General features: G+C 63.3%; 16 protein-coding genes. 1 reads left to right on the top strand and 15 read right to left on the bottom strand.

The window, feature by feature from the left end; all coding sequences use genetic code 11:
• Positions 1-24: 24 nt before the first annotated feature.
• The 15 genes from AC1HIY_RS08120 to amaB form a co-directional block, all read right to left on the bottom strand.
• Positions 25-957 carry an NAD-dependent epimerase/dehydratase family protein gene (locus tag AC1HIY_RS08120; RefSeq protein WP_479576221.1) on the bottom strand — a complete coding sequence of 311 codons (933 nt, stop codon included), beginning with the start codon at positions 955-957 and terminating at the stop codon, positions 25-27.
• 52 nt (positions 958-1009) lie between these two features.
• Positions 1010-2269, bottom strand: a complete 1260-nt coding sequence (locus AC1HIY_RS08115) for a M16 family metallopeptidase (RefSeq protein WP_479576220.1) — start codon at positions 2267-2269, stop codon at positions 1010-1012.
• A 151-nt stretch (positions 2270-2420) separates the two neighbouring features.
• Positions 2421-4697 carry a polyribonucleotide nucleotidyltransferase gene (pnp, locus tag AC1HIY_RS08110; RefSeq protein WP_479576219.1) on the bottom strand — a complete coding sequence of 759 codons (2277 nt, stop codon included), beginning with the start codon at positions 4695-4697 and terminating at the stop codon, positions 2421-2423.
• A 257-nt stretch (positions 4698-4954) separates the two neighbouring features.
• Positions 4955-5221, bottom strand: a complete 267-nt coding sequence (gene rpsO, locus AC1HIY_RS08105; RefSeq protein ID WP_479576218.1) for a 30S ribosomal protein S15 — start codon at positions 5219-5221, stop codon at positions 4955-4957.
• A 100-nt stretch (positions 5222-5321) separates the two neighbouring features.
• Positions 5322-6260 carry a bifunctional riboflavin kinase/FAD synthetase gene (locus AC1HIY_RS08100; RefSeq protein ID WP_479576217.1) on the bottom strand — a complete coding sequence of 313 codons (939 nt, stop codon included), beginning with the start codon at positions 6258-6260 and terminating at the stop codon, positions 5322-5324.
• A gap of 43 nt (positions 6261-6303) precedes the next feature.
• A complete protein-coding gene (gene truB / locus AC1HIY_RS08095) occupies positions 6304-7008 on the bottom strand; it encodes a tRNA pseudouridine(55) synthase TruB (RefSeq protein WP_479576216.1) in 705 nt (234 codons plus the stop codon).
• A gap of 109 nt (positions 7009-7117) precedes the next feature.
• A complete protein-coding gene (rbfA, locus tag AC1HIY_RS08090) occupies positions 7118-7492 on the bottom strand; it encodes a 30S ribosome-binding factor RbfA (RefSeq protein WP_479576215.1) in 375 nt (124 codons plus the stop codon).
• Between the two features lie 68 nt (positions 7493-7560).
• The gene (gene infB, locus AC1HIY_RS08085) at positions 7561-10458 is read right to left on the bottom strand and encodes a translation initiation factor IF-2 (protein ID WP_479576214.1); all 2898 of its coding nucleotides are present in this window, start codon (positions 10456-10458) and stop codon (positions 7561-7563) included.
• A gap of 58 nt (positions 10459-10516) precedes the next feature.
• Positions 10517-11788, bottom strand: coding sequence for a transcription termination factor NusA (nusA, locus tag AC1HIY_RS08080; protein ID WP_479576213.1), 1272 nt, complete (start codon positions 11786-11788; stop codon positions 10517-10519).
• A gap of 68 nt (positions 11789-11856) precedes the next feature.
• A complete protein-coding gene (locus AC1HIY_RS08075) occupies positions 11857-12315 on the bottom strand; it encodes a ribosome maturation factor RimP (protein WP_479576212.1) in 459 nt (152 codons plus the stop codon).
• 259 nt (positions 12316-12574) lie between these two features.
• Positions 12575-14158, bottom strand: coding sequence for an L-aspartate oxidase (gene nadB / locus AC1HIY_RS08070; RefSeq protein ID WP_479576211.1), 1584 nt, complete (start codon positions 14156-14158; stop codon positions 12575-12577).
• Positions 14159-14180: 22 nt separating this feature from the next.
• Positions 14181-15303 (bottom strand): peptide chain release factor 2 gene (prfB, locus tag AC1HIY_RS08065; RefSeq protein WP_479576210.1). Its coding sequence is split into 2 segments (ribosomal slippage): positions 14181-15236 and positions 15238-15303, totalling 1122 coding nucleotides; the frame shifts between segments, so codons are not numbered across the junction.
• A 78-nt stretch (positions 15304-15381) separates the two neighbouring features.
• On the bottom strand, positions 15382-15723 hold the full coding sequence (locus AC1HIY_RS08060) for a hypothetical protein (protein ID WP_479576209.1): 342 nt from the start codon (positions 15721-15723) through the stop codon (positions 15382-15384).
• A 92-nt stretch (positions 15724-15815) separates the two neighbouring features.
• Positions 15816-17030 carry an aminotransferase class I/II-fold pyridoxal phosphate-dependent enzyme gene (locus AC1HIY_RS08055; protein WP_479576208.1) on the bottom strand — a complete coding sequence of 405 codons (1215 nt, stop codon included), beginning with the start codon at positions 17028-17030 and terminating at the stop codon, positions 15816-15818.
• Between the two features lie 61 nt (positions 17031-17091).
• Positions 17092-18624: an L-piperidine-6-carboxylate dehydrogenase gene (amaB, locus tag AC1HIY_RS08050; RefSeq protein ID WP_479576263.1), complete on the bottom strand. Its 1533-nt coding sequence runs from the start codon at positions 18622-18624 to the stop codon at positions 17092-17094.
• Positions 18625-19160: 536 nt separating this feature from the next.
• Between amaB and AC1HIY_RS08045 the strand changes: the two genes are divergently transcribed.
• On the top strand, positions 19161-20519 hold the full coding sequence (locus tag AC1HIY_RS08045) for a S8 family serine peptidase (protein ID WP_479576207.1): 1359 nt from the start codon (positions 19161-19163) through the stop codon (positions 20517-20519).
• The last annotated feature ends 37 nt before the right edge of the window (positions 20520-20556 follow it).

Raw genomic sequence — 20556 nt, 5'->3', positions numbered from 1 at the left:
GAGCAAAGGGGGTGGATGGAGGCCTTATGCGCCGGCGCGGGCGCGGAACCACGCGACGGTCCGTCGGAGCCCTTCCTCCAGGCTGACCGTGGGCGACCATCCGAGGACGCGCTGCGCGAGGTCGTAGCCGAGCACGCTGCGGCGCTGTTCCCCCGGCTTGCCCGGCGCGTGCTCCTCGGGAATCTCCGGGTCGATCAGGCCGCGGATCGCCCGGAAAAGCTCGACGACGTTCGTTTCGATCCCCGTCCCGACGTTAATGATGCCGGAGGCGTCGTAGTCGAGCGCGGCCAGGTTGGCTCGCACGACGTCGCCGACGTACACGTAGTCGCGCGTCTGCAGGCCGTCGCCGTTGATGAAGGGCTGCCGCCCCTGCAGCATCCGCTCGGTGAAGATGGCCACGACGCCGGCCTCACCGTGCGGGTTTTGCCGGGGTCCGTACACGTTCGCATACCGGAGCGCGACGTAGTCGATGCCGTACTGTTCGTGATAATAAAAGAGGTATTTCTCAGTGCACAGCTTCGTGATGCCGTAGGGCGAGAGCGGACGCAGCGGGTGAAGTTCATCCTGCGGCGTATAGTCGGGCTCGCCATAGATGGCCCCTCCCGTCGAGGAAAAGAGGACTTTTGCGAGCCCGTTTTCGCGACCGGCTTCCATGAGGTTGAGGAAGCCGAGGATATTCACCTGCGCGTCGAAGGCCGGGTCGGCCACGGAGCGCCGGACGTCCATTTGCGCGGCGTGGTGACAGAGCACATCGAAGCGCTCCCGCGCCATGACGGCCGCCGCCTCGTCCGAGCGGATGTCCATCCGATGCACTTTCGCGCCTTCCGGCACGTTTTCCTCCCGGCCGCTCGAAAAGTCATCCATCACATGGACGTCATGCCCCGCCGCGCGAAACGCATCGGCCACGTGCGAGCCGATGAACCCCGCCCCTCCGGTCACGAGAATCTTCTTCTTCAATCGATCTTCCTCCTTTTTAAACGAATGGTCCGCCCGGTGATCGGCGACCGTTTCATAGCCGGGGCATCAAGACGACGCTCGAGAAGCGCTCCGGGACGAAAAGCTCCCGCGCCACATCGAGCACCTCCTCCTGCGTGACGGCCTCCACCTGTCCGAGGATCTCGTCGAGCGTGAAGAAGCGCTCGAAGTGGAGTTCCTGCCTTCCGAGGCGCATCATCCGGCTGCCCATGCTTTCGAGCCCGAGCATGATCGACCCCTTCACCTGACTGATCGCCTGCGAGAGCATGCGACGGCTGACCGGCTTTTGCGTCAGTTTGTCGAGTTCTCGGAAGATCAGCTTCTTCGCCCGATCGACCTTCGAGGGGTCCGTGCCCATATAGACGCCGAAGTCGCCGGTGTCCGAGTGGAGGTTAAGGAACGAGTAGATATTATAGCAATAGCCGTACTTCTCCCGGATGTTCTGGTTGAGCCGGCTCGACATGCCTCCGCCGACGATGGTGTTGAGCACCGAGAGGGCCACGCGGCGCGGGTGATGCACGTCGTAGGCTCGCGCGCCGACGACGAGGTGGGCCTGCTGCGTGGGCCGCTGTTCGAGGAGGTGACGGGGCGCATAGCCGTTGACCGGCGACCGACGCCGGAGAGCGGGCCGCCGCGTCGAACGGGTAAACGCTTTCTCGGCCAGCCGCACGAGCCGCTCATGGTCGACGTTGCCCGCCACCGCCAGGACCATCCGGTCGGGGGTGTACTGAGTGTCGAGGAAATCGAGGAGTTGCGCACGGGAGAAGGACGCCACCGTCTCGGGATAGCCGATGACGGGCCGCCCCATCGCATGGTCCCCGTAGAGCGCCGACTCGAACCGGTCGAAGATGAGATCTTCGGGATTGTCCTCATACATCTTCATCTCTTCGAGGACCACATCTTTCTCCTTCTCCACCTCCTTCTCAGGGATGACCGGATCGAGGACGAGGTCGCACACGGTGTCCACCGCACGGGCGAGGTGTTCGTCGAGGGCACGGGCGTAGTAGCACGTGTATTCTTTGCCGGTGAAGGCGTTGAGGTAGCCGCCCACCGACTCCATCCGCCGGGCGATCTGATGCATCCGGCGACGCGAGGTGCCCTTGAACACCATGTGTTCGATGAAGTGGCTGATGCCGCTCTCCGGCGGCGCCTCGTCGCGGCTGCCGGTGTGTACCCAGATGCCGACCGACACCGAGCGCACCGACGGGATCGATTCGCTGACCACGCGGACGCCGTTCGAGAGCGTCGTCTTTTTCAGGCGCTCACGTGCGTCCGTGGCGTGTTGATTCATCATACCGGAACGTAAGGATAAAAAGAACCGGCGGAGACGAACGCGCCCCCGCCGGTTTTTTCAAGATTCATACGGGGGACGGGGACGGATCGGCCGGGCGCTAGTCCCTGACGGCCCTTTTACCCCGACCCGCGCGACGGGTTCGAGCGAACCGCTATCGACGGTCGCCGCCGCGTCCGCCGCGACCGCCGTCCCGTCCGCCGCGATGTCCGCCGCTGCGTCCGCCGCGACCGCCGTCACGGGAGCGCTCGCGGCTGCGGTTCTCGCGAGACTCGTCGTAGCCTTCCGGCTTGGGGAGGAACGGCTTGCGGCTAAAGCGCAACTTGCCGTCGTCGCGCACCTCGATGAGCTGGACCTTCACCTTGTCGCCCACTTGCAGGTAATCCTCCACGCGGTCGACGTAGCCGTAGTCGAGCTCCGAGACGTGGAGCAGGCCTTCCTTGCCCGGCAGGATCTCGATGATCGCGCCGAAGGACTCGACCTTGCGCACGGTGCCCGTGTACTCCTCGCCCGGCTCGGGGACCGTCACGATGGCCTTGATGATTTCCAGGGCGGCGCGTGCGTCCTCTTCGTTCGTGGCGGCCACGGTCACAATGCCGACGCCGTCCTCTTCGGAGATGTCGATGCTCGTGTTCGTGTCGCGCTGGATGCCCTGGATGATCTTGCCGCCGGGGCCGATGATCGCGCCGATGAAGCTCGCGTCGATGGTGATCTGCGTCAGGCGCGGGGCATAGGGCGAGAGATCCGGGCGCGGCTCGGCGATGGTTTCGGCCATCTTGTCGAGGATGTAATCCCGTCCGGCGCGCGCCTGTTCGAGCGCCTGAAGGAGCACCTCCCGCGAGAGGCCGCTGATCTTGATGTCCATCTGACAGGCCGTGATGCCGTCCCGCGTGCCGGTGACCTTGAAGTCCATGTCGCCGAGGTGATCCTCGGTGCCGAGGATGTCGCTGAGCACGGCGGTGCGCCGACCGTCGCTGATGAGTCCCATCGCGATGCCCGCAACGGGTTTCTTCAACGGGACGCCCGCATCCATGAGGGCCATCGAACCGGAGCACACACTCGCCATCGAAGAAGAGCCGTTGGACTCGAGCACGTCGGCGTTGATGCGAATGGTGTACGGAAAGTCTTCCTCGTTCGGGAGCACCGGCAGCAAGGCGCGCTCGGCCAACATGCCGTGCCCAATCTCACGGCGGGACGCGCCCCGGAGGAATTTTGCCTCACCCGTGCAGAACGGCGGGAAGTTGTAATGGAGATAGAAGCGCCGGTCGGTCGTGTCGAAGATCTGATCGACGGGCTGCACGTCTTTCTTCGTGCCGAGCGTCACCGAGGCAAGCACCTGCGTCTCGCCGCGCGTGAAGATGGCCGAGCCGTGCACGCGGGGCAGGTAGCCCACCTCCGTCCAGATCGGGCGGATCTCGTCGAAGCGGCGTCCGTCGATGCGGCGCTGTTCGCTGAGGATCATCTCGCGCATCACTTCTTTCTCGACCTTCGCGACGGCCTGTTTGATCTGCGAAGCCGTCCAGCCTTCTTCGGTCTCGGCGGCCTGCTTCTCGCCCGTCTCGGGGTCGTTTTTGCCCAGCAAGGCTTCGATGGTGTCCTTCTTGATCTCGTCGATGCCGCCGTAGAAGGACGACTTCTCGTACGATGCGCGGACGTGCGCTTCCATACGTTCGAGGATCATGCCCCGGACCTTCTCGACGAGGGCGTCGGGGACTACGAGAGGCTCAAACTCAAACGGCTCGGCCGCGCCATGCTCTTCCACCAGTTCGATCTGGCCCCGGCACAGCTTGCGGATGGCTTCGTGCGCCACGTCGAGCGCCTCGACCATCTCCTCTTCGCTGACTTCCTTCATCTCGCCTTCCACCATCACGATGGCGTCTTCCTTCCCGGCGACGATGAGGTTGATGTCGGCTTCTTCGAGTTCTTGAATGGTGGGGTTGATGACGAGCTCACCGTTGATGCGGCCCACCCGCACCTCGGCGATGGGACCGTCGAAAGGCGCATTGGCCAGCATGAGCGCCGCCGAGGCGCCGACGCCCGCCAGCACATCGGCGTCGTTTTCGCTGTCGGCCGAGAGCACGTAGATGATGACCTGCACCTCGTTGAAAAGCCCCTCGGCGAAGAGAGGCCGTAAGGCGCGGTCTACGAGGCGTGAGGTCAACACTTCCTTGTCGGTCGGACGACCCTCGCGCTTGATGAAGCCGCCGGGGATCTTGCCTCCGGCAGAAAATTTCTCACGATAATCCACCGTGAGCGGGAAAAAGCTCTGGCCTTCCCGCGGCGTGTCGGCGAGGACGGCGGTGGCAAGCACCATGGTGTCGCCGAGGCGCGCAACGACGGAGCCGTTCGCTTGCTTGGCGAGACGTCCCGTCTCGATTGTGATGGTTTTTCCGGGCGCGAACTCAATTTCGCGGATGGTTGTTTTGGACATCTTCCTTCCTTCCAATCGTCTGGTTGGTTTTTCCTTTCTCCTACGCAAAGCTATGCCGGCGTGGACGTGTGTGCGGGTTCAGGGTGAAGGTTTGCACGTGCGAAGCGCGCGAAGCTCATCGCTTCCGGCCTCTTCCGTTTCAGACTTCCACCCCTCGCGGCCGGGGCGCTGCACACTCCATGGGGAGCCGGCGTCTCGTGCCTGGTACGAAGAACGGCACCCCTCCCGCGAGAGATGCCGTCCGATCGGCCTTCCATTTATTTTCGGATGCCGAGTTTCTTGATGATGGCGCGATACCGTTCGATGTCGCGATCCACCAGGTAATTCAACAGACGGCGTCGCTTACCGACCATCTTGAGCAGTCCTCGGCGCGTCGAATGATCTTTGGGGTGTTTCTTGAGGTGCTCGGTCAATTCTTTGATCCGGTGGCTGAAGATGGCGATTTGAACCTCGGCCGCGCCGGTGTCCTGGCCATCTTTGCCGTACTCCTCAATGAGCTTTTGTTTCTCTTCTTTCGAGATCATGGTTGAGTGCTCCTCTTTAGATTGATGCCATGCTAAAGAAGAATCCGGACTGATCCTGAGACGCGCCCGGACGCTACCGCCCGAAATGGGCAAAGGCTGGTTAATGTAAGGTTTTTACCGCTGCCATACAACGCTCCCGATCCCGGGAAAGTTGCTCGACGAGCGCATCCACGGAGTCGAATTTCCGCTCATCCCGCAGTCTTTCAACGAATTCTATGCGAAGCCGCCGTCCGTACAGATCGCCCTCGAAATCGAGCAAATGCACTTCGAGATGGAGGCCGGTGTTTTCGAAGGTGGGCCGCCGTCCGATGTTCATCATGCCGCCGAGCGTGGTCACGCCGTCGTCGAGGGTGGCGAGCACGGCATAGACCCCGACCTTCGGGATCACCTTGCGGGGGTGGTCCACTTCGAGGTTTGCCGTGGGGAAGCCGATGGAGCGTCCCCGACGCGCGCCCTCGACCACCGTGCCGCCGAGGGCGTACGGGCGTCCGAGCAGCCGCGCCGCCTCGCGCACGTCGCCTTCGTCGAGGAGCAAGGCGCGGATCTCCGTCGAGGAGACGACGTGTTCCTCGACCACCTGCGGCGGGATCACATCGACCGTGAAGCCGAGCTTCTCCCCGAGCGTTTCGAGGAGCGCCGCATCCCCCCCGCGTCCGCGCCCGAACCCGTGGTCGTAGCCGATCACGATCTCTTTGAGCCCGATCCGCCCGACAAGGATGCGCTCGACGAAGTCTTCGGCGTTCAGACGAGCAAAGGCCGGAGTGAACGGGATGACGATGAACCGGTCGAGGCCCAGCGCTTCGAGCAATTCCGCCCGTTCCTCGATGGTGGTCAGCAGCGGCACCGGCTCGCCCCGGACCACCTCGCGCGGGTGCGGATCGAACGTGACGACCACGCTGTTGCCGCCGTTGGCGCGCGCGCGCCGGACGAGGTACCGCAGGATCGCCTGATGGCCGAGATGCACGCCGTCGAAAGTGCCGACGGTCACGATGGACCGGTCGTCGTGCACCACCTGTTCCAATCCGTATTCGCGTTTCATGCCGTATGCTCGTTGCGCGCCGTCGGTCCCCGGTTCGGGCGCCTCAGGGCTGTTTCAAAGCTTGCTCTAACGCATCGAGCGTCCATGCGTTCTCCACGGAATACGGGCCGATGGCCGTCCGCCGGAGCGCCGTCAAATGCGCGCCGCATCCGAGCCGTTCCCCGAAGTCATGGGCCAGGCTCCGGACGTACGTCCCCTTCGAACATTGCATCCTGAAGGACACATCCGGGCCTTCTCGTCCGGTCAGCTCGAAGCTGTAGACGTGAACCGTGCGGGGGGGACGCACGATCTGCTCGCCCCGTCGCGCCTTCTTGTAGAGCCGCTCACCGCCCACTTTCACGGCGGAATACATGGGCGGGACCTGCGTGATTGCGCCGAGGAAATGCTGCCGGGCCGCTTCCAGATCGGCGTCGGTGAGGTGCTCCCAGGCGCGTTGCACGGTCGGCTCGGTCTCGGCGTCGTACGAAGGCGTGGTCTCGCCGAGGCGGAGCGTGCCTTCATACCGTTTCGGCAGGCCCATAAACGTCTCCATGAGCTTCGTCGCGCGCCCGACGAGACAGATCAGGAGACCGGTGGCCATGGGATCGAGCGTGCCGGCATGTCCGATCTTACGCACGCCGAGGATGCGCCGGAGCCGCCGGATCACGTCGAAAGAGCTCCAGCCCTTCGGCTTGTCGATCAGAAGGGCCGCGCGTTCGAGCGAAGGGGGACCATCGGGCGCGCCATAGACCTCCGGCAACGGGGGCACAGACCGCGATCCGGACGCATCATCCCGTGAAGACTTCGGTTCCAGACCCATTTCCGTGCGTTCCGGCTTTGCCATCGTACCTCGATCTTCCCCCCGTCCTCGGGCAGCCTCATGCATCGGGGTCCCGGCGTTCGCGTTCCTCGCGGATGCGGGCAAGGAGCGCCTCCATGTGCCGGGCCTGTTCGAGCGTGTCGTCGAGGAAGAACTTGATCTCGGGGATCTTCCGCACCTGATGCCGGATGCGCCGGGCCAGTGCGGCCCGGATCTGCGGCGTCAACTCCTTGAGGTGTTGGAAGGCCGCCTGACGCATCTCGTCGGTCTCGCCGAGAAAACTGACATACACGTACGCGATGGAGAGATCCTTCGTCACACGGGCGCCGGTGACGGTCGCCATGGGCTGCACCTGCTCGGCAAACTCGGTGTTGAGCAAATCGGCGATGTCCCGTTGTATCAGACGCGCGACGCGTTCGGTTCGTATGCTCATGAGATGATCCGGCTTGCGACGCGCGGCGGCCCCGCGCACGAGCGCGCGGTCCCGCCGCACCCTTCCGATTAAACCTCCAGCTTCCGTTTCGTCTCGACGATTTCGAAGGCTTCGATTTGATCGCCGACCTTGATGTCGTTGAAGTTTTCAATGCTGATGCCGCACTCGTAACCGCTCGTCACTTCGCGCACGTCATCCTTAAAGCGCCGGAGCGAGCTGAGGTTGCCCTCGTAGATGACGATGCCGTCGCGGATGAGCCGGATCCGATCGCTGCGTCGGATCTTGCCTTCGGAGACATAGCACCCGGCCACCATCCCGGCTTTGGGGACCTTGAACGTCTCGCGCACTTCGGCCACACCCGTGACGATCTCCGACTTCTCGGGCGAGAGCAAGCCTTCGAGTGCGTCGCGGACCTCCTCGATGGCCGTATAGATGATCGAGTAGAGACGGATGTCGATCTCCTCCCGTTCGGCGAGCGCACGCGCACTCGGCATCGGGCGCACCTGGAAGCCCAGGATGACGGCGTCCGAAGCGGAAGCGAGCATGACGTCGCTCTCGGTGATGGCTCCCACACCGCTGTGGATGATGTTCACCTTCACCTCTTCGGTCGAAAGCTTCAACAACGCATCGGACAGGGCTTCGACGGAACCGCCCACGTCGCCCTTGACGATGAGGTTGAGTTCCCTGAAGTCGCCGAGGGCGAGCCGGCGACCGATCTCGTCGAGGGTGATGTGTTTGCGCTGGCGGAGGCTCTGTTCCCGGTAGATTTGCTGCCGTTTCTGAGCAATGGCGCGGGCTTCCCGTTCGTCATCGAGGACGACGAACTGATCGCCCACCTCGGGCGCGCCGTCGAGGCCGAGCACGAGGCCCGGACGCGAAGGTCCCACCTCTTCCACCCGACGCTCGCGCTCGTCGAAGAGCGCGCGGACGCGCCCGCTGTAGATGCCGACGACGAACGTATCGCCGACGTGGAGCGTGCCGTTCTGCACGAGCACCGTGGCCACGTTGCCGCGCCCTTTGTCGAGTCGGGCTTCGATCACCGTCCCGACCGCGTTCCGGTTGGGGTTGGCCTTGAGGTCGAGCAGTTCCGCTTCGAGCAAAACCTTGTCGAGGAGATCCTGAATCCCCTCGCCGGTTTTCGCCGAGACGAGGGCGCACTGGACCTTGCCGCCATACTGTTCGACGAGCACCCCTTCGTCGGCAAGCTGTTGCATGACCCGCTGGGGGTTGGCGTTGGGCTTGTCGATCTTGTTGATCGCCACGACGATGGGCACTTCGGCGGCACGGGCGTGGTTGATGGCCTCGACGGTCTGCGGCATCACCGAGTCGTCTGCCGCGACGACGAGGATGACTACGTCGGTCACCTGAGCGCCGCGCGCACGCATGGCCGTGAAAGCCTCGTGTCCCGGCGTGTCGAGGAAGGTGATCTCTTTCTGGTTCTTCAGTTCGACGTGGTACGCGCCGATGTGCTGCGTAATGCCTCCCGCCTCTCCGGCCACGATGTTCTCGCTCCGGATGTAGTCGAGCAGCGAGGTCTTACCGTGGTCCACGTGTCCCATGACCGTGACCACCGGGGCGCGCGGCACGAGGTCCTCGGGCCGATCCTCTTCGATCAAAATGTCTTCAATGCCGAGATCGGTGATGAACTCGACGTCATACCCGTATTCCTCGGCAACGATGGAGATGGTGTCGGCATCGAGGCGCTGGTTGATCGATACGATCATGCCGAGGTTGAAGAGCGTGCCGATGACTTCGTTGACCGGCACGTCCATCAGGTTCGCCAGTTCACCCGTCGAGATGAACTCGGTGACGCGGAGCACCTTTTCCGTCTCCTCCTCCGCTTCCATCTGACGCCTGCGCACGGCAGCGCGTTCGTCCCGGCGCTGGCGACGGCGGCGTTGCCGCACGCGGCTCGCGCCCTGTTCGAGCTCGCGCAACGTATCCTGAAGCGTCTGCTCGACGTCGGCCTCGTCCACGTGGGGTCCGCGCTTCCTCGACTTCTTCTTCCGTGTCGTTTCCTTCTCTTTGGCCGCGGGTTTGGCCGGCACGGGCCCGGCCGTGCCGTCGCTCGGTTTGGCCGTCGTCTTCCGCTTGCGACGCCGCTTGCGTTTCGGCTCGGAATCTTCGACGGCGCCCAGATCGATCTTGCCCAGAATCTTGGTTCCGGCAAGTTTATACCGATCCGCGCCGATGACATTTTCCTCCTCGGCCTGTTTGTCTTCGGGCGTTCCGGCGACCAGTTCGCCCGCCTCGGACACGGCGGCTCCCGTCTCGGCCACCGGCTCCGGCGCTTCGGCCACAGGTTCGGCGGCGGCAGCCTCCTCGGCAACCGGCTCCACCGGCTCCGGCGCTTCGGCCACAGGCTCGGCCACGGCAGCCTCCTCGGCCACCGGCTCCGGCGCTTCGGCCACAGCCTCGGCCGCGACAGCCTCCTCGGCAACCGGCTCCACAGGCTCCGGCGCTTCGGCCACAGCCTCGGCCGCGACAGCCTCCTCGGCAACCGGCTCCACAGGCTCCGGCGCTTCGGCCACAGCCTCGGGAGCGGCAGCCTCCTCGGCCACCGGCTCCGGCGCTTCGGCCACAGGCTCGGCCGCGGCAGCCTCCTCGGCAACCGGCTCCGGCGCTTCGGCCACAGGCTCGGCCGCGGCAGCCACCGCTTCCGTTTCTTCTTGCACCGGCTCCGCAGCCGCCTGCGCCAGGGCTTGTCGTTCACTCTCCAACTCGGCCATCCGGCGCGCACGCTTCTCTTTCACGCGTGCAGCCGTCGCCTTGTCGGCAGCGAACTCTTCCAACAACTCATAGTACGCCTCTTCGTCCGTAATAGACGCGTTGACGCCTTTGCCGCTCAAGGCATCCTTGAACCCGGAGGCCTTCAGATGCTCGACCAGCGTATCGACGGCAATATTGAGCTCTTTCGATACCTTGAAGAGTCGAACTTTCTTAAATTTTTTCGTCTGCGTCGCCATTCAAAAACTTTGATGTTAAACATGCACCACATGGTGCGCAAGGAGCCGCCGAAGCGGATCATCCTTCCAATTGCTGCTGCTCCTCCTCATCCTCAAACTCAGCCCTGATGATGGCCAGCACGCGCTGAGCCACGTCAGGTTCTAACCCGGCCCTGCGCATCAGTTCCTCCGGAGAAAGCTCCAGAACCTGCTTGGCCGTGTCACAGCCGATGTCTCGGAGTTTTTTGAGCGTGTCCGGATCGAGCTCGTCGGCAAACTCCTCGATCTCCACGTCTTCCTCTTCGTCGAGGATTTCGCGGTACACGTCGATCTCGTACCCGGTCAGGGCCGAGGCAAGACGGATGTTGATCCCTCCCCGCCCGATCGCCTGGCTCACCTCATCGGCTCGCACCACCACCTTTGCGCGGGGCGGGTCGAGCTCGTCGTTGAGCGTCACCGCAACGGGCTTGGCGGGCGAGAGCGCCCGCTTGATCAACTCGTGCGGGTCGTCGGACCACTGAAGCACGTCGATGTTCTCATTGCCGAGCTCCCGAACGACGGCGTGAATCCGCGCCCCTTTCATGCCCACGCATGCGCCCACCGGGTCGATGCGCTCGTCATGGCTGATCACGGCCACTTTGGCGCGGTCACCCGGCTCGCGTACGATCTTTTTGATCTCGACGATGCCCTCATCGATCTCCGGCACTTCGAGCTCGAAGAGCCGCTCCATGAACATCGGGTCGGCGCGGCTGATGATGACCTGCGGGTTCGATCCCGCGTCCCTGCGCACCTCCTTGACCACGGCCCGGAGCATGTCGCCCTTGCGGTACCGGTCCCGGTAGATCTGCTCCTCGCGCGGGAGGACGAGTTCCACCTTGTTATGGATGACCAGCACCTCGCGTCGACGCACCTGATATACCTCGCCGACGACGACTTCGCCGATCAGCTCCGAATACCACTGGAATACGTTCTCTTTCTCGATGTCGCGGATCCGCTGGCTGAAGGTCTGCCGGGCCGTCAACACGGCGCGGCGTCCGAAATCTTTGATATTCTGTTCTTCGGCCACTTCGTCCCCGACATCGAAGTCAGCGTCGATGCGGCGGGCATCCGAGAGTTCTATTTGTGTCACCGGATCTTCGAGGTCCCAGTCTGCCACCACCTCGCGGATGTGCAGAATCTGGATGTCCCCGTGATCGGGGTTGAGAATGATTTCGAAGGCTTCGTCGGAACCGTATCTTTTGCGGATCATGGCGCGAAACACATCTTCAATGATCAATTGAAGCATGTCGCGCTCGATGCCCTTCTCACGAGCGATTTCCGCAAAGGAAGAAACCAAATCTGTACTTTGCATGTCGCGTAGCCTTTCGTTTCGCGTCACCCTCACTACGAGGGCAATGTTCAAGGGTTATAATGTACGTCTTACCAGGGTAATTCTACTTTCGCCTGGACTATGTCCGTAAAGGGAATCCGAAGTTCCTGTTTCCCGGCGGCCATCACGACGCCGTCTTCTCCGGTCTTCAGGAGTTTACCTTTGACCACGCGTTCGTTCTCGCCGTCCCGGAAACGGACCTTCAGGGTGCGTCCCACGTGTTTCGGATACTGACGCGGCAAGGTGAGCGGACGGTCGAGGCCGGGCGAGGAGACGTTCAGGTGATATTTCCCGTCGATCACTTCTTCGACCTCGATCAGGAAGCCGATTTCTCGGCTCACCCGCGCGAGCGTCTCGATGCTCAGCGGCTCGTCGCCGTCGAGGAACACCTCGACTACGCGCGATCCCTTCCGTCCCCGCACGATGACCTCGACGACGAACATCGATTCGTCGATCACCTCTTCCACGAGGGTGCGGACCCGCTCTTCCGGGGTTGCCGCTATTTTCACCGACTCGGTCATGTCAGGTTGGTGCCTATTGCAAAAAACGCCCGATCCGCTGGGAACGGGCGCCACTCAGGAGGTACGCCAACTAAAAAAGGGCGGCTGCAAACCGGCCCCTCTCTTCCTCGCAGCACTCAATATACACCCAACGGAGGCTGCTTCGCAAACCTTTGCTGCAGGGTTTGAAAACGCGGCCGGCCTATAATTGTTTCCTTGATTTTTAAAGCGTTGTGAGACCGTTTCCCCCGAACCGGGGCGTCTCGGTTCAGACGATCGTGGGACGGCGCTCGTCTTCGACCGGTTCCGGATAATCGAGCATATAGTGCAAGCCCCGGCTCTCGCGACGCATCTGAGCGCTTCGGATGATCAGATACGCCACGGCGATCATGTTTCGAAGTTCGCACAACCCCGGAGAGACGCGCGAGCGACGGTAGAAATCTTCCGTTTCTTCATAGAGCATCCGCGTCCGCCGGAGGGCGCGTTCGAGCCGGAGATTCGACCGCACGATACCGACGTAGTCCCACATGACACGACGGAGTTCGTCGCGGTTGTGGGAGATGAGCACCCACTCATTCGGGCGCACGGTGCCGCCGGCGTCCCACGGCGGGACGTCTTCGCGCCAGGCAACTTCACGGGCATATGCGATGGACGGAGCGATGGCTCGGTGACTAAAGACGAGCGCTTCGAGCAACGAATTGCTGGCAAGCCGGTTGGCGCCGTGAAGGCCCGTGCACGTCACCTCACCGCAGGCAAAGAGGCCTGCCAGGGAGGTCCGCCCGAAGAGATCGGTCTGCACCCCGCCGCACTGGTAGTGCGCGGCGGGCACGACCGGTATCGGCTCTCGGGTGATGTCGATGCCATGGCCGAGGCAGGTCTCGTAGATGGTCGGGAAATGTTCACGGATACGGTCCGCGGGGCGGTGCGAGACGTCGAGCCAGACGTGCGGGTCGCCGGTCTGTTTGAGTTGATCGTCGATGGCGCGGGCGACGATGTCGCGGGGGGCCAGTTCGGCGCGGGGGTCGTACTTCGGCATGAAGCGCTCGCCCGCCCGGTTGAGGAGCAAGCCGCCCTCCCCTCGCACGGCCTCGGAGATCAGAAACGATGCGGCTTCGGGATGAAACAGCGTGGTCGGATGGAACTGCACGAACTCCATGTTGGCGATGCGCGCCTTGGCCCGATACGCCATGGCCGTCCCGTCCCCCGTGGCGATGGCAGGGTTGGTCGTGTGGAGATACACCTGCCCCGATCCGCCCGTGGCCAGGAGGGTCGAGCGGGCCAGGAAGGTCTTCACGCGATCGGCCTTTTCGTCGAGGACGTACGCGCCGAAACAGTGCATGTCGGGCCGGAGGCGGCTCACGTGTTGCCCGAGGTGGTGTTCCGTGATGAGTTCGAGCGCGAAGTGGAACTCGAAGATGTGAATGTTCGGATGGGCGCGCACCTTTGCCAGCAACGCCCGTTCGACCTCACGGCCCGTGGCGTCGGCGGCATGCACGATGCGGTGCGCCGAGTGCCCGCCCTCGCGCCCGAGGTGCAAGTGCCCGTTTTCCCGGGTGAACCGCGCCCCGAAGTCCATCAGTTCCCGAATCCGCCGGGGTCCCTCCCGGACCACCACCTCGACGGCTTCGCGGTCGCACAGGCCCGCCCCGGCCGTGAGTGTGTCCTCGATGTGACTCTGATACGAGTCCTCATCGTCCATCACTCCCGCAATGCCGCCCTGCGCGTAGTTCGTGTTCGACTCCGCGGACTCCTTCTTCGTCACAATGGCGACCGTGCCGTGCCGGGCCACTCGAAGGGCGTACGAGAGTCCCGCCACGCCGCTCCCGAGCACGAGAAAATCGAATCGTTCCATACCCATACCTCGGCCGGCGGGACTACGACGACGCCCCGGATTCCTGGAGCAGATAGGCCTTGATGAAGGGTTCGAGGTCGCCGTCCATGACCGCCTGCACGTCGGTGACTTTCGTCTCCGTCCGATGATCGTTGACCATCGTATACGGCTGGAAGACGTACGACCGGATCTGACTTCCCCACTCGATCTTTTTCTTCTTCCCTTCCACCGCATTTTTGGCGGCTTCCTGGATCTCACGCTCGAGCTTATAGATGCGGCTCTTGAGCATGTTCATGGCGCGTTCGCGGTTCTGCAGCTGGCTCCGCTCCTCCGTGCATTCGGCCACCACGCGCGCCTTCTCTCCGTTCGAGAGCTCGCCGGTCCAGATCATGCGCACGCCGGTTTCGACCTTGTTGACGTTCTGCCCCCCCTTGCCGCCGGAGCGGAAGGTTTGCATCTCGAGCTGATCCGGACGAAGGTCAATGTGGATCGTATCGTCGATCTCCGGATAGACGAAGACGCTGGCAAACGAGGTGTGCCGCCGCCCGCTCGAGTCAAAAGGTGAGATGCGCACGAGGCGATGCACACCCGACTCGGACTTGAGATAGCCGTACGCCATGTTTCCCTCGAACCGGAGCGTGGCGCTTTTGATGCCCGCCACGTCGCCCGGCTGGTATTCGAGCAGGGTCACCTTGTACCCGTTCCGCTCCCCCCACCGGGTGTACATGCGCATGAGCATTTCGGCCCAGTCCTGGCTCTCGGTCCCTCCCGCGCCCGAGTTGATCGTGAGGATCGCGTTCCGGTGGTCGTCGGGGCCGCTGAGCATGCTCCGGAGTTCGAGCGCCTCCACCGCTTTGCTCAACTTCCTGACTTCCCCCTCGATCTCCTGGTCGAGGTCGGCGTCTTCCTCGTCGGCGAGTTCGAGGAGCGTCTCCACGTCCTCGGACCGGCGCTTGATCTTCTCCCACTCGTCGAGCCACGACCGCTCCACCGAGAGCGCCTGCTCGACTTTCTTCGCCACCTCGGGGTTGTTCCAGAATTGCGGATCGAGCCGTTTCTGCTCCAGTTCCTCGGCTCTCTTCTTTCGACCTTCTACGTCAAAGATAGCCTCCGAGCGCGTGTACACGCTCTAAGAGGCTTTTGATTTCATCTTTCTGAAGGGACATGCTCTTTGGTCTTCGCTTATGAATTTTATGCCGGAACGGGGTGGCATCGTCTCGATGGTGCGAACGCCGGGCGTACGGTCAGGATTGGCCCTTCACGAGCGCGGCCGCCTGTGTGCCTACGGCGCCCCCGAGCGCGCCGAGCACGAGCCCGATGACCAGCGTCAGGACAACGACGACGAGGGCCGGGAGGTTTCCCATGAGCGCCCCCATCACGCGCGTCATTTCATTCACCGCGTCGGCGGCGACGAGGTAATCGTACCCGACGAAGGCCAGCCACCCGAGCCCGACGCCGAGCGCGCCGACGCGCCACCCCCCGCGGCCTTTCCACACGCCTGCGGCCACTCCCGCGAGGATGGTCCACGGCCAACCGAGGAGCAAGTGAAGGACGACCGCGAGCGCGAAGGTGACAAACAACGACATGGGCGGGACGGGTTGCACGGGAGAAAAGGACGCCGGACGCGTCCGGGGACGTGCGAATCTAAGAAAGAAATGCGACCGGCCCAAGGCGCGCCTCACCCGCCGCTGGTGCGTTCCTGATATTTCCGGGCGAAACGGGTGATCCGAACGACGGCTTCTTCGACCTTGTCGAGGGCAGTGGCGTACGAGCACCGCACGTACCCCGCACCGCTCGGCCCGAAGGCATCGCCCGGCACCACGGCCACGCGCTCCTCCTCCAGCAGCTTCTGCGCGAAGTCCTCCGACGTCAGACCGGTCGAGCGAATGTCGGGGAAGCAATAGAACGCCCCTTCCGGCTCGAACGTGGGCAGCCCGGCCGCCCGCATGCCGTCGACGATGATCCGGCGGCGTTCGTCATACGCTTGCCGCATCCGCTCCACCTCGTCCTGACAGTCGCGAATCCCCGCGAGCGCGCCGTATTGCGCCATCGTGGGCGCGCTCATGATGATATACTGGTGCAGTTTGTACATGGCGCGATAGATCGGCGCGGGCGCGCACGCATAGCCGATGCGCCATCCCGTCATCGCATAGCCCTTCGAGAAGCCGCCGAGCAGCACCGTCCGGTCTCGAAGCGCCTCGATGGACGGCAAACACGTGTGCCCGTGCGCATACGCCTCCCCATACACCAGTCGGTCGTAAATCTCGTCGGAGAGCACGAGGAGGTCGTGTTCGACCACCACTTCGGCGATGGCTTCGAGCACCTCGCGACGCAGCACGGCGCCGGTCGGGTTGTTCGGATACGAGAGGAAAACCACCTTCGTCCTCGGCGTGATGCGCGAGGCGATGTCTTCGGCCGTCACCTGGAAATCGTTCTCGGCGTATGTGGGCACGTAGACCACCTTGCCGCCCGCGAAGATGGCCGTGGGGCCGTACGAGACGAAGCACGGTTCCGGGATGAGGATCTCATCGCCGGGATCGAGGAGCGCAAGCATGGCCAGTTGAAGCGCCTCGCTCACGCCCACCGTCGCCAGGATCTCCGAAGCGGGATCGTACGTGACGCCGTAGAGCCGCTCGATCTCCTCGGCGATGGCCTCCCGGAGTTCGAGAATCCCGGCATTCGACGTGTAGCCGGTCTTGCCCTCCCGAAGCGCGGCGATGCCCGCTTCGATGATCGGCCGGGGAGAGACGAAGTCCGGCTCGCCGATGCCGAGCGAGATGACGCCCTCCATCGTGGCGGCGATGTCGAAGAAGCGACGGATGCCGCTCGGGGGAACGGTTTTCACCCGAGCGGAGAGACGGCTTTCAAGGTCGAGGGAGGAAGCGATGGGCATGGCGCGTGCGGGATGGGATCAAGGAATATCGGGAAGATACGAACGCGAAAGGCCGGTCGCGTCATACGTTGAATTCGATGCCCTGCGCGAGCGGAAGGGCTTCGCCGTAGTTGACCGTGTTCGTCTGGCGGCGCATGTAGTTTCGCCAGGCGTCGGAGCCGCTCTCGCGCCCGCCGCCGGTCTCCTTCTCGCCGCCGAAGGCCCCCCCGATCTCCGCGCCGCTCGTGCCGATGTTGACGTTGGCGATGCCGCAGTCGCTTCCGACAGGGCTGCAAAAACGTTCGGCTTCGAGGAGGTTGTTCGTGAAGATGGCGCTCGAAAGCCCCTGAGGCACTTCGTTATTGATGGCGATGGCCTCTTCGAAGTCGGTGTATTCGAGCACATACAGGATCGGCGCAAAGGTCTCGGTATGGACCACCTCGGCGTCGTGGGCGATCTCGACGATGGCGGGCCGCACGTACACGCCGCCCTCGGGCACACCTTCGGTGACGCGTTCGCCGCCCCAGGTGCGGCCGCCCTCTTCCCGGGCGCGCGCAAGCGCCTGCTCCATCATCTCCCCCGCGTTCGGGTCGATCATCGGGCCAAGGAGCACCCCCTCCTCACGCGGGTCGCCGATCTTGATCGAGGCAAACACTTTCTTGAGAGAAGCGACGAGCTCGTCTTTCACGTCCCGGTGCACGATCAACCGTCGGAGCGAGGTGCATCGCTGCCCCGTCGTGCCTACGGCGGAGAAGGTGATGGCGCGGATGGCGAGGTCGAGGTTGGCGCTCGGCGTGACGATCATGGCGTTGTTGCCGCCGAGTTCGAGGAGCGAGCGTCCGAGACGGGCGGCCACGGTCTGCCCCACCACACGCCCCATTGGAATGGAACCGGTAGCCGAGACGAGCGGAAGCTTTTTCGAGGCCGCCACGGCGTGCCCCACCTGACGCCCGCCGTTGACGAGGACCGTCAGGCCGTCCGGCGCGGGATCATAGCCGTCGATGACTTCCTGGAGGAGGTGATGGCACGCGAGGGCCGAGAGCGGAGCCTTTTCCGAGGGCTTCCACACCACCGGGTCACCGCACACGAGGGCGAGCGCCGCATTCCAGGCCCACACCGCCACGGGAAAGTTGAAGGCGCTGATCACGCCGACCGGGCCGAGCGGGTGCCACTGCTCGGCGAGCCGGTGTTCGGGACGCTCACTCTGGATCGTCAGCCCGTACAGCTGACGACTGAGGCCCACCGCAAAGTCGCAGATGTCGATCATCTCCTGCACTTCTCCCTCGGCTTCGGCGCGGATCTTCCCGACTTCGAGGGTGACGAGCGCGCCAAGGTCCTTCTTGTGCTCGCGGAGCTTGAGTCCGTATCGCCGCACGAGTTCCCCGCGAACGGGCGCCGGCACGAGGCGCCATTGCCTGAAGGCTTGCGCCGCCGCATCGATGGCGGCGTTCACTTCGTCCACACTCGCCGTCCCGACCTCCCGGATCGGTTGGCCGTCGATCGGGCTGACGGTGGTGATGCGCGGGCCGGAGCCTTCCTCATACCGCCCACTGACGGCATAGCCGCAAGGCTTATCCGCAAGGCCCAGGCGTTCAAGGATTTCCCGGGCCGTCATCATCATGGGGTTCGCTATGGTCATGGGTCTTGAAGTTTTTTCCTGTGGATGCATTGCCCCGGAGCCTTGAGCGACGAGGACGGGAACTGCCGCATGTTACACAATGGAGGCGGACCATTCAAGGCTCAGGAAAGATCCGCGAGGGGCATGAAAATCGCGCAGAGATACGCGCCCGGACGTTCTGGACCCTTCCGTGTATGGATTGAACCGGCGGCCCTATCCTTTCGTGCATGGCCGCTACGGTTCCACCGGACCGGGGCGACGCGGAAGTAAAACTCTGATCCCTCGGATGCCCCGCCGGCTCCGCTAGCTTCCGTCTTTCCGCAAACGACGCTCCAACCCCATTCATCGTTTCTTCATATTCAAATCCTTAAAACGATCCTCCGGCTGCCGATAACCCAGGAGCCGTTTATTGCCGTTCTGAGAAATCCTATCAGACCGCATTCTCGACAGCTTCGAGGGAACTGTTTTACGATCCTCGATCGTGTGATTTTCGGCAACTCATTATTATTCCCGGATCTTATCTGAGCCTTATTATGAAAAGCCTCGTGCACGCTTCCCCGCTCAAGCTCTTCCTGCTCCTGGTTGGGATGGTCATCTTCGCCGGCTGTTCCGACACGTTTACCGGCGGTGAAGAAGCCACGCCCGAATCGACACTGCGCCAGAGCAAATTGCGCCATCCCTATCTGATGGACCAGGCGTATTCGTCGAAGGGCTCGGGCAAATTCGGCAATGAGTCCTCTCTTAATCTCATTCTCTCGATCAATAAGCAGAGCACCATCGAACGGTACAATGTTCTGGAGCGATACACGACGCTCGAACGGTACAATGTGCTCGAACGATATGAATACATCAATGTCTTCGGCGGGTATGCCATTACGGTCGAGGACTCCCTCGGATTGAGTGAATACAATGCATTTTTGAACGAACTCGAAAACGACCCGGACATCATCTGGTACGAGCCGGACTTTACGGTCGATCTCCCCGAAGCCGCCGCCGCCACCGGTCAAACGGGGCAGTTGATTCCGTGGAGCGTGGCTGCCATCGGTGGGGAAGAGTCATGGACGGTATCGGGCAACGGTTACGGGGTGGTCAACGTGGATGTCTTCATCCTCGATACCGGAGTAGCCCGTGCCCTGAGAAACGACCCCGATGACGACCTCTATCTCTATGCTTCGGAAGACATCCGGGAAGGACTTAGCGACCCCGCCGACCACGACGGACACGGGACGCACATCGCCGGCATCATCGGGGCCATCGACGACCAGGACAACCTCGTGGGCATCGCTCCGGGGGCGCGCATCCACAACCTGAAGGTCCTCAACGACAACGGCACAACGGACGTCTCGGTGGTGGTGGCTGCCATGGAAGAGGTCATTGCCTGGAAGCAGGCGCATCCGAGCAAGCCTGCCGTGGTGAACCTGAGCATCGGGGAGAACATCGGAACGAGCGCCTATACCTCCCTCGACGAAGCGGTCGAAGCCGCCCTCGACGCCGGGATCGTGGTGGTCGCTGCCGCCGGCAACTATGGCGCCGACGCCATCCACGTGACCCCGGCCCACGTGGAAGGCGCCATCACCGTAGGCTCGTACGACGTCAACGGAGTCTTCTCCTCGTTCTCAAACTATGGTTCGATGGTGGACCTTCTCGCGCCGGGCGAAGCGGTGATCTCCCTGGGCATCAACCAGGAAGGGCCGAAGTCGATGTCCGGCACCTCGATGGCCGCGGCCCACGTGACCGGAGCGGCGGCGCTCTATGTGGCGCAGCATCCGCTGGCCTCCCCGCTCGAGGTGCGCACCGCCCTCCTCGACGCGGCCCGGGATTTCGTCGTGGGTGAGCCGAGCGGGACGACGGACAAGAGTGTCTGGGTCGGCCCCGTGGAGCCCCAAGAATGATCCCTACGGCCATAGAGGAAAGACCGGGAACCACAGG

The sequence above is a fragment of the Rhodocaloribacter sp. genome (genome assembly GCF_056451265.1).
This window is presented reverse-complemented; position numbering and strand designations above follow the sequence as displayed.

Excerpts from the sequence above, each read along its gene's own strand:
- amaB (WP_479576263.1), bottom strand. The coding sequence starts at position 18,624 with ATGACGGCCCGGGAAATCCTTGAACGCCTGGGCCTTGCGGATAAGCCT.
- nadB (WP_479576211.1), bottom strand. The coding sequence starts at position 14,158 with ATGGAACGATTCGATTTTCTCGTGCTCGGGAGCGGCGTGGCGGGACTC.
- AC1HIY_RS08115 (WP_479576220.1), bottom strand. The coding sequence starts at position 2,269 with ATGATGAATCAACACGCCACGGACGCACGTGAGCGCCTGAAAAAGACG.
- nusA (WP_479576213.1), bottom strand. The coding sequence starts at position 11,788 with ATGCAAAGTACAGATTTGGTTTCTTCCTTTGCGGAAATCGCTCGTGAG.
- rbfA (WP_479576215.1), bottom strand. The coding sequence starts at position 7,492 with ATGAGCATACGAACCGAACGCGTCGCGCGTCTGATACAACGGGACATC.
- infB (WP_479576214.1), bottom strand. The coding sequence starts at position 10,458 with ATGGCGACGCAGACGAAAAAATTTAAGAAAGTTCGACTCTTCAAGGTA.
- pnp (WP_479576219.1), bottom strand. The coding sequence starts at position 4,697 with ATGTCCAAAACAACCATCCGCGAAATTGAGTTCGCGCCCGGAAAAACC.
- rpsO (WP_479576218.1), bottom strand. The coding sequence starts at position 5,221 with ATGATCTCGAAAGAAGAGAAACAAAAGCTCATTGAGGAGTACGGCAAA.
- AC1HIY_RS08100 (WP_479576217.1), bottom strand. The coding sequence starts at position 6,260 with ATGAAACGCGAATACGGATTGGAACAGGTGGTGCACGACGACCGGTCC.
- AC1HIY_RS08045 (WP_479576207.1), top strand. The coding sequence starts at position 19,161 with ATGAAAAGCCTCGTGCACGCTTCCCCGCTCAAGCTCTTCCTGCTCCTG.
- AC1HIY_RS08060 (WP_479576209.1), bottom strand. The coding sequence starts at position 15,723 with ATGTCGTTGTTTGTCACCTTCGCGCTCGCGGTCGTCCTTCACTTGCTC.
- AC1HIY_RS08055 (WP_479576208.1), bottom strand. The coding sequence starts at position 17,030 with ATGCCCATCGCTTCCTCCCTCGACCTTGAAAGCCGTCTCTCCGCTCGG.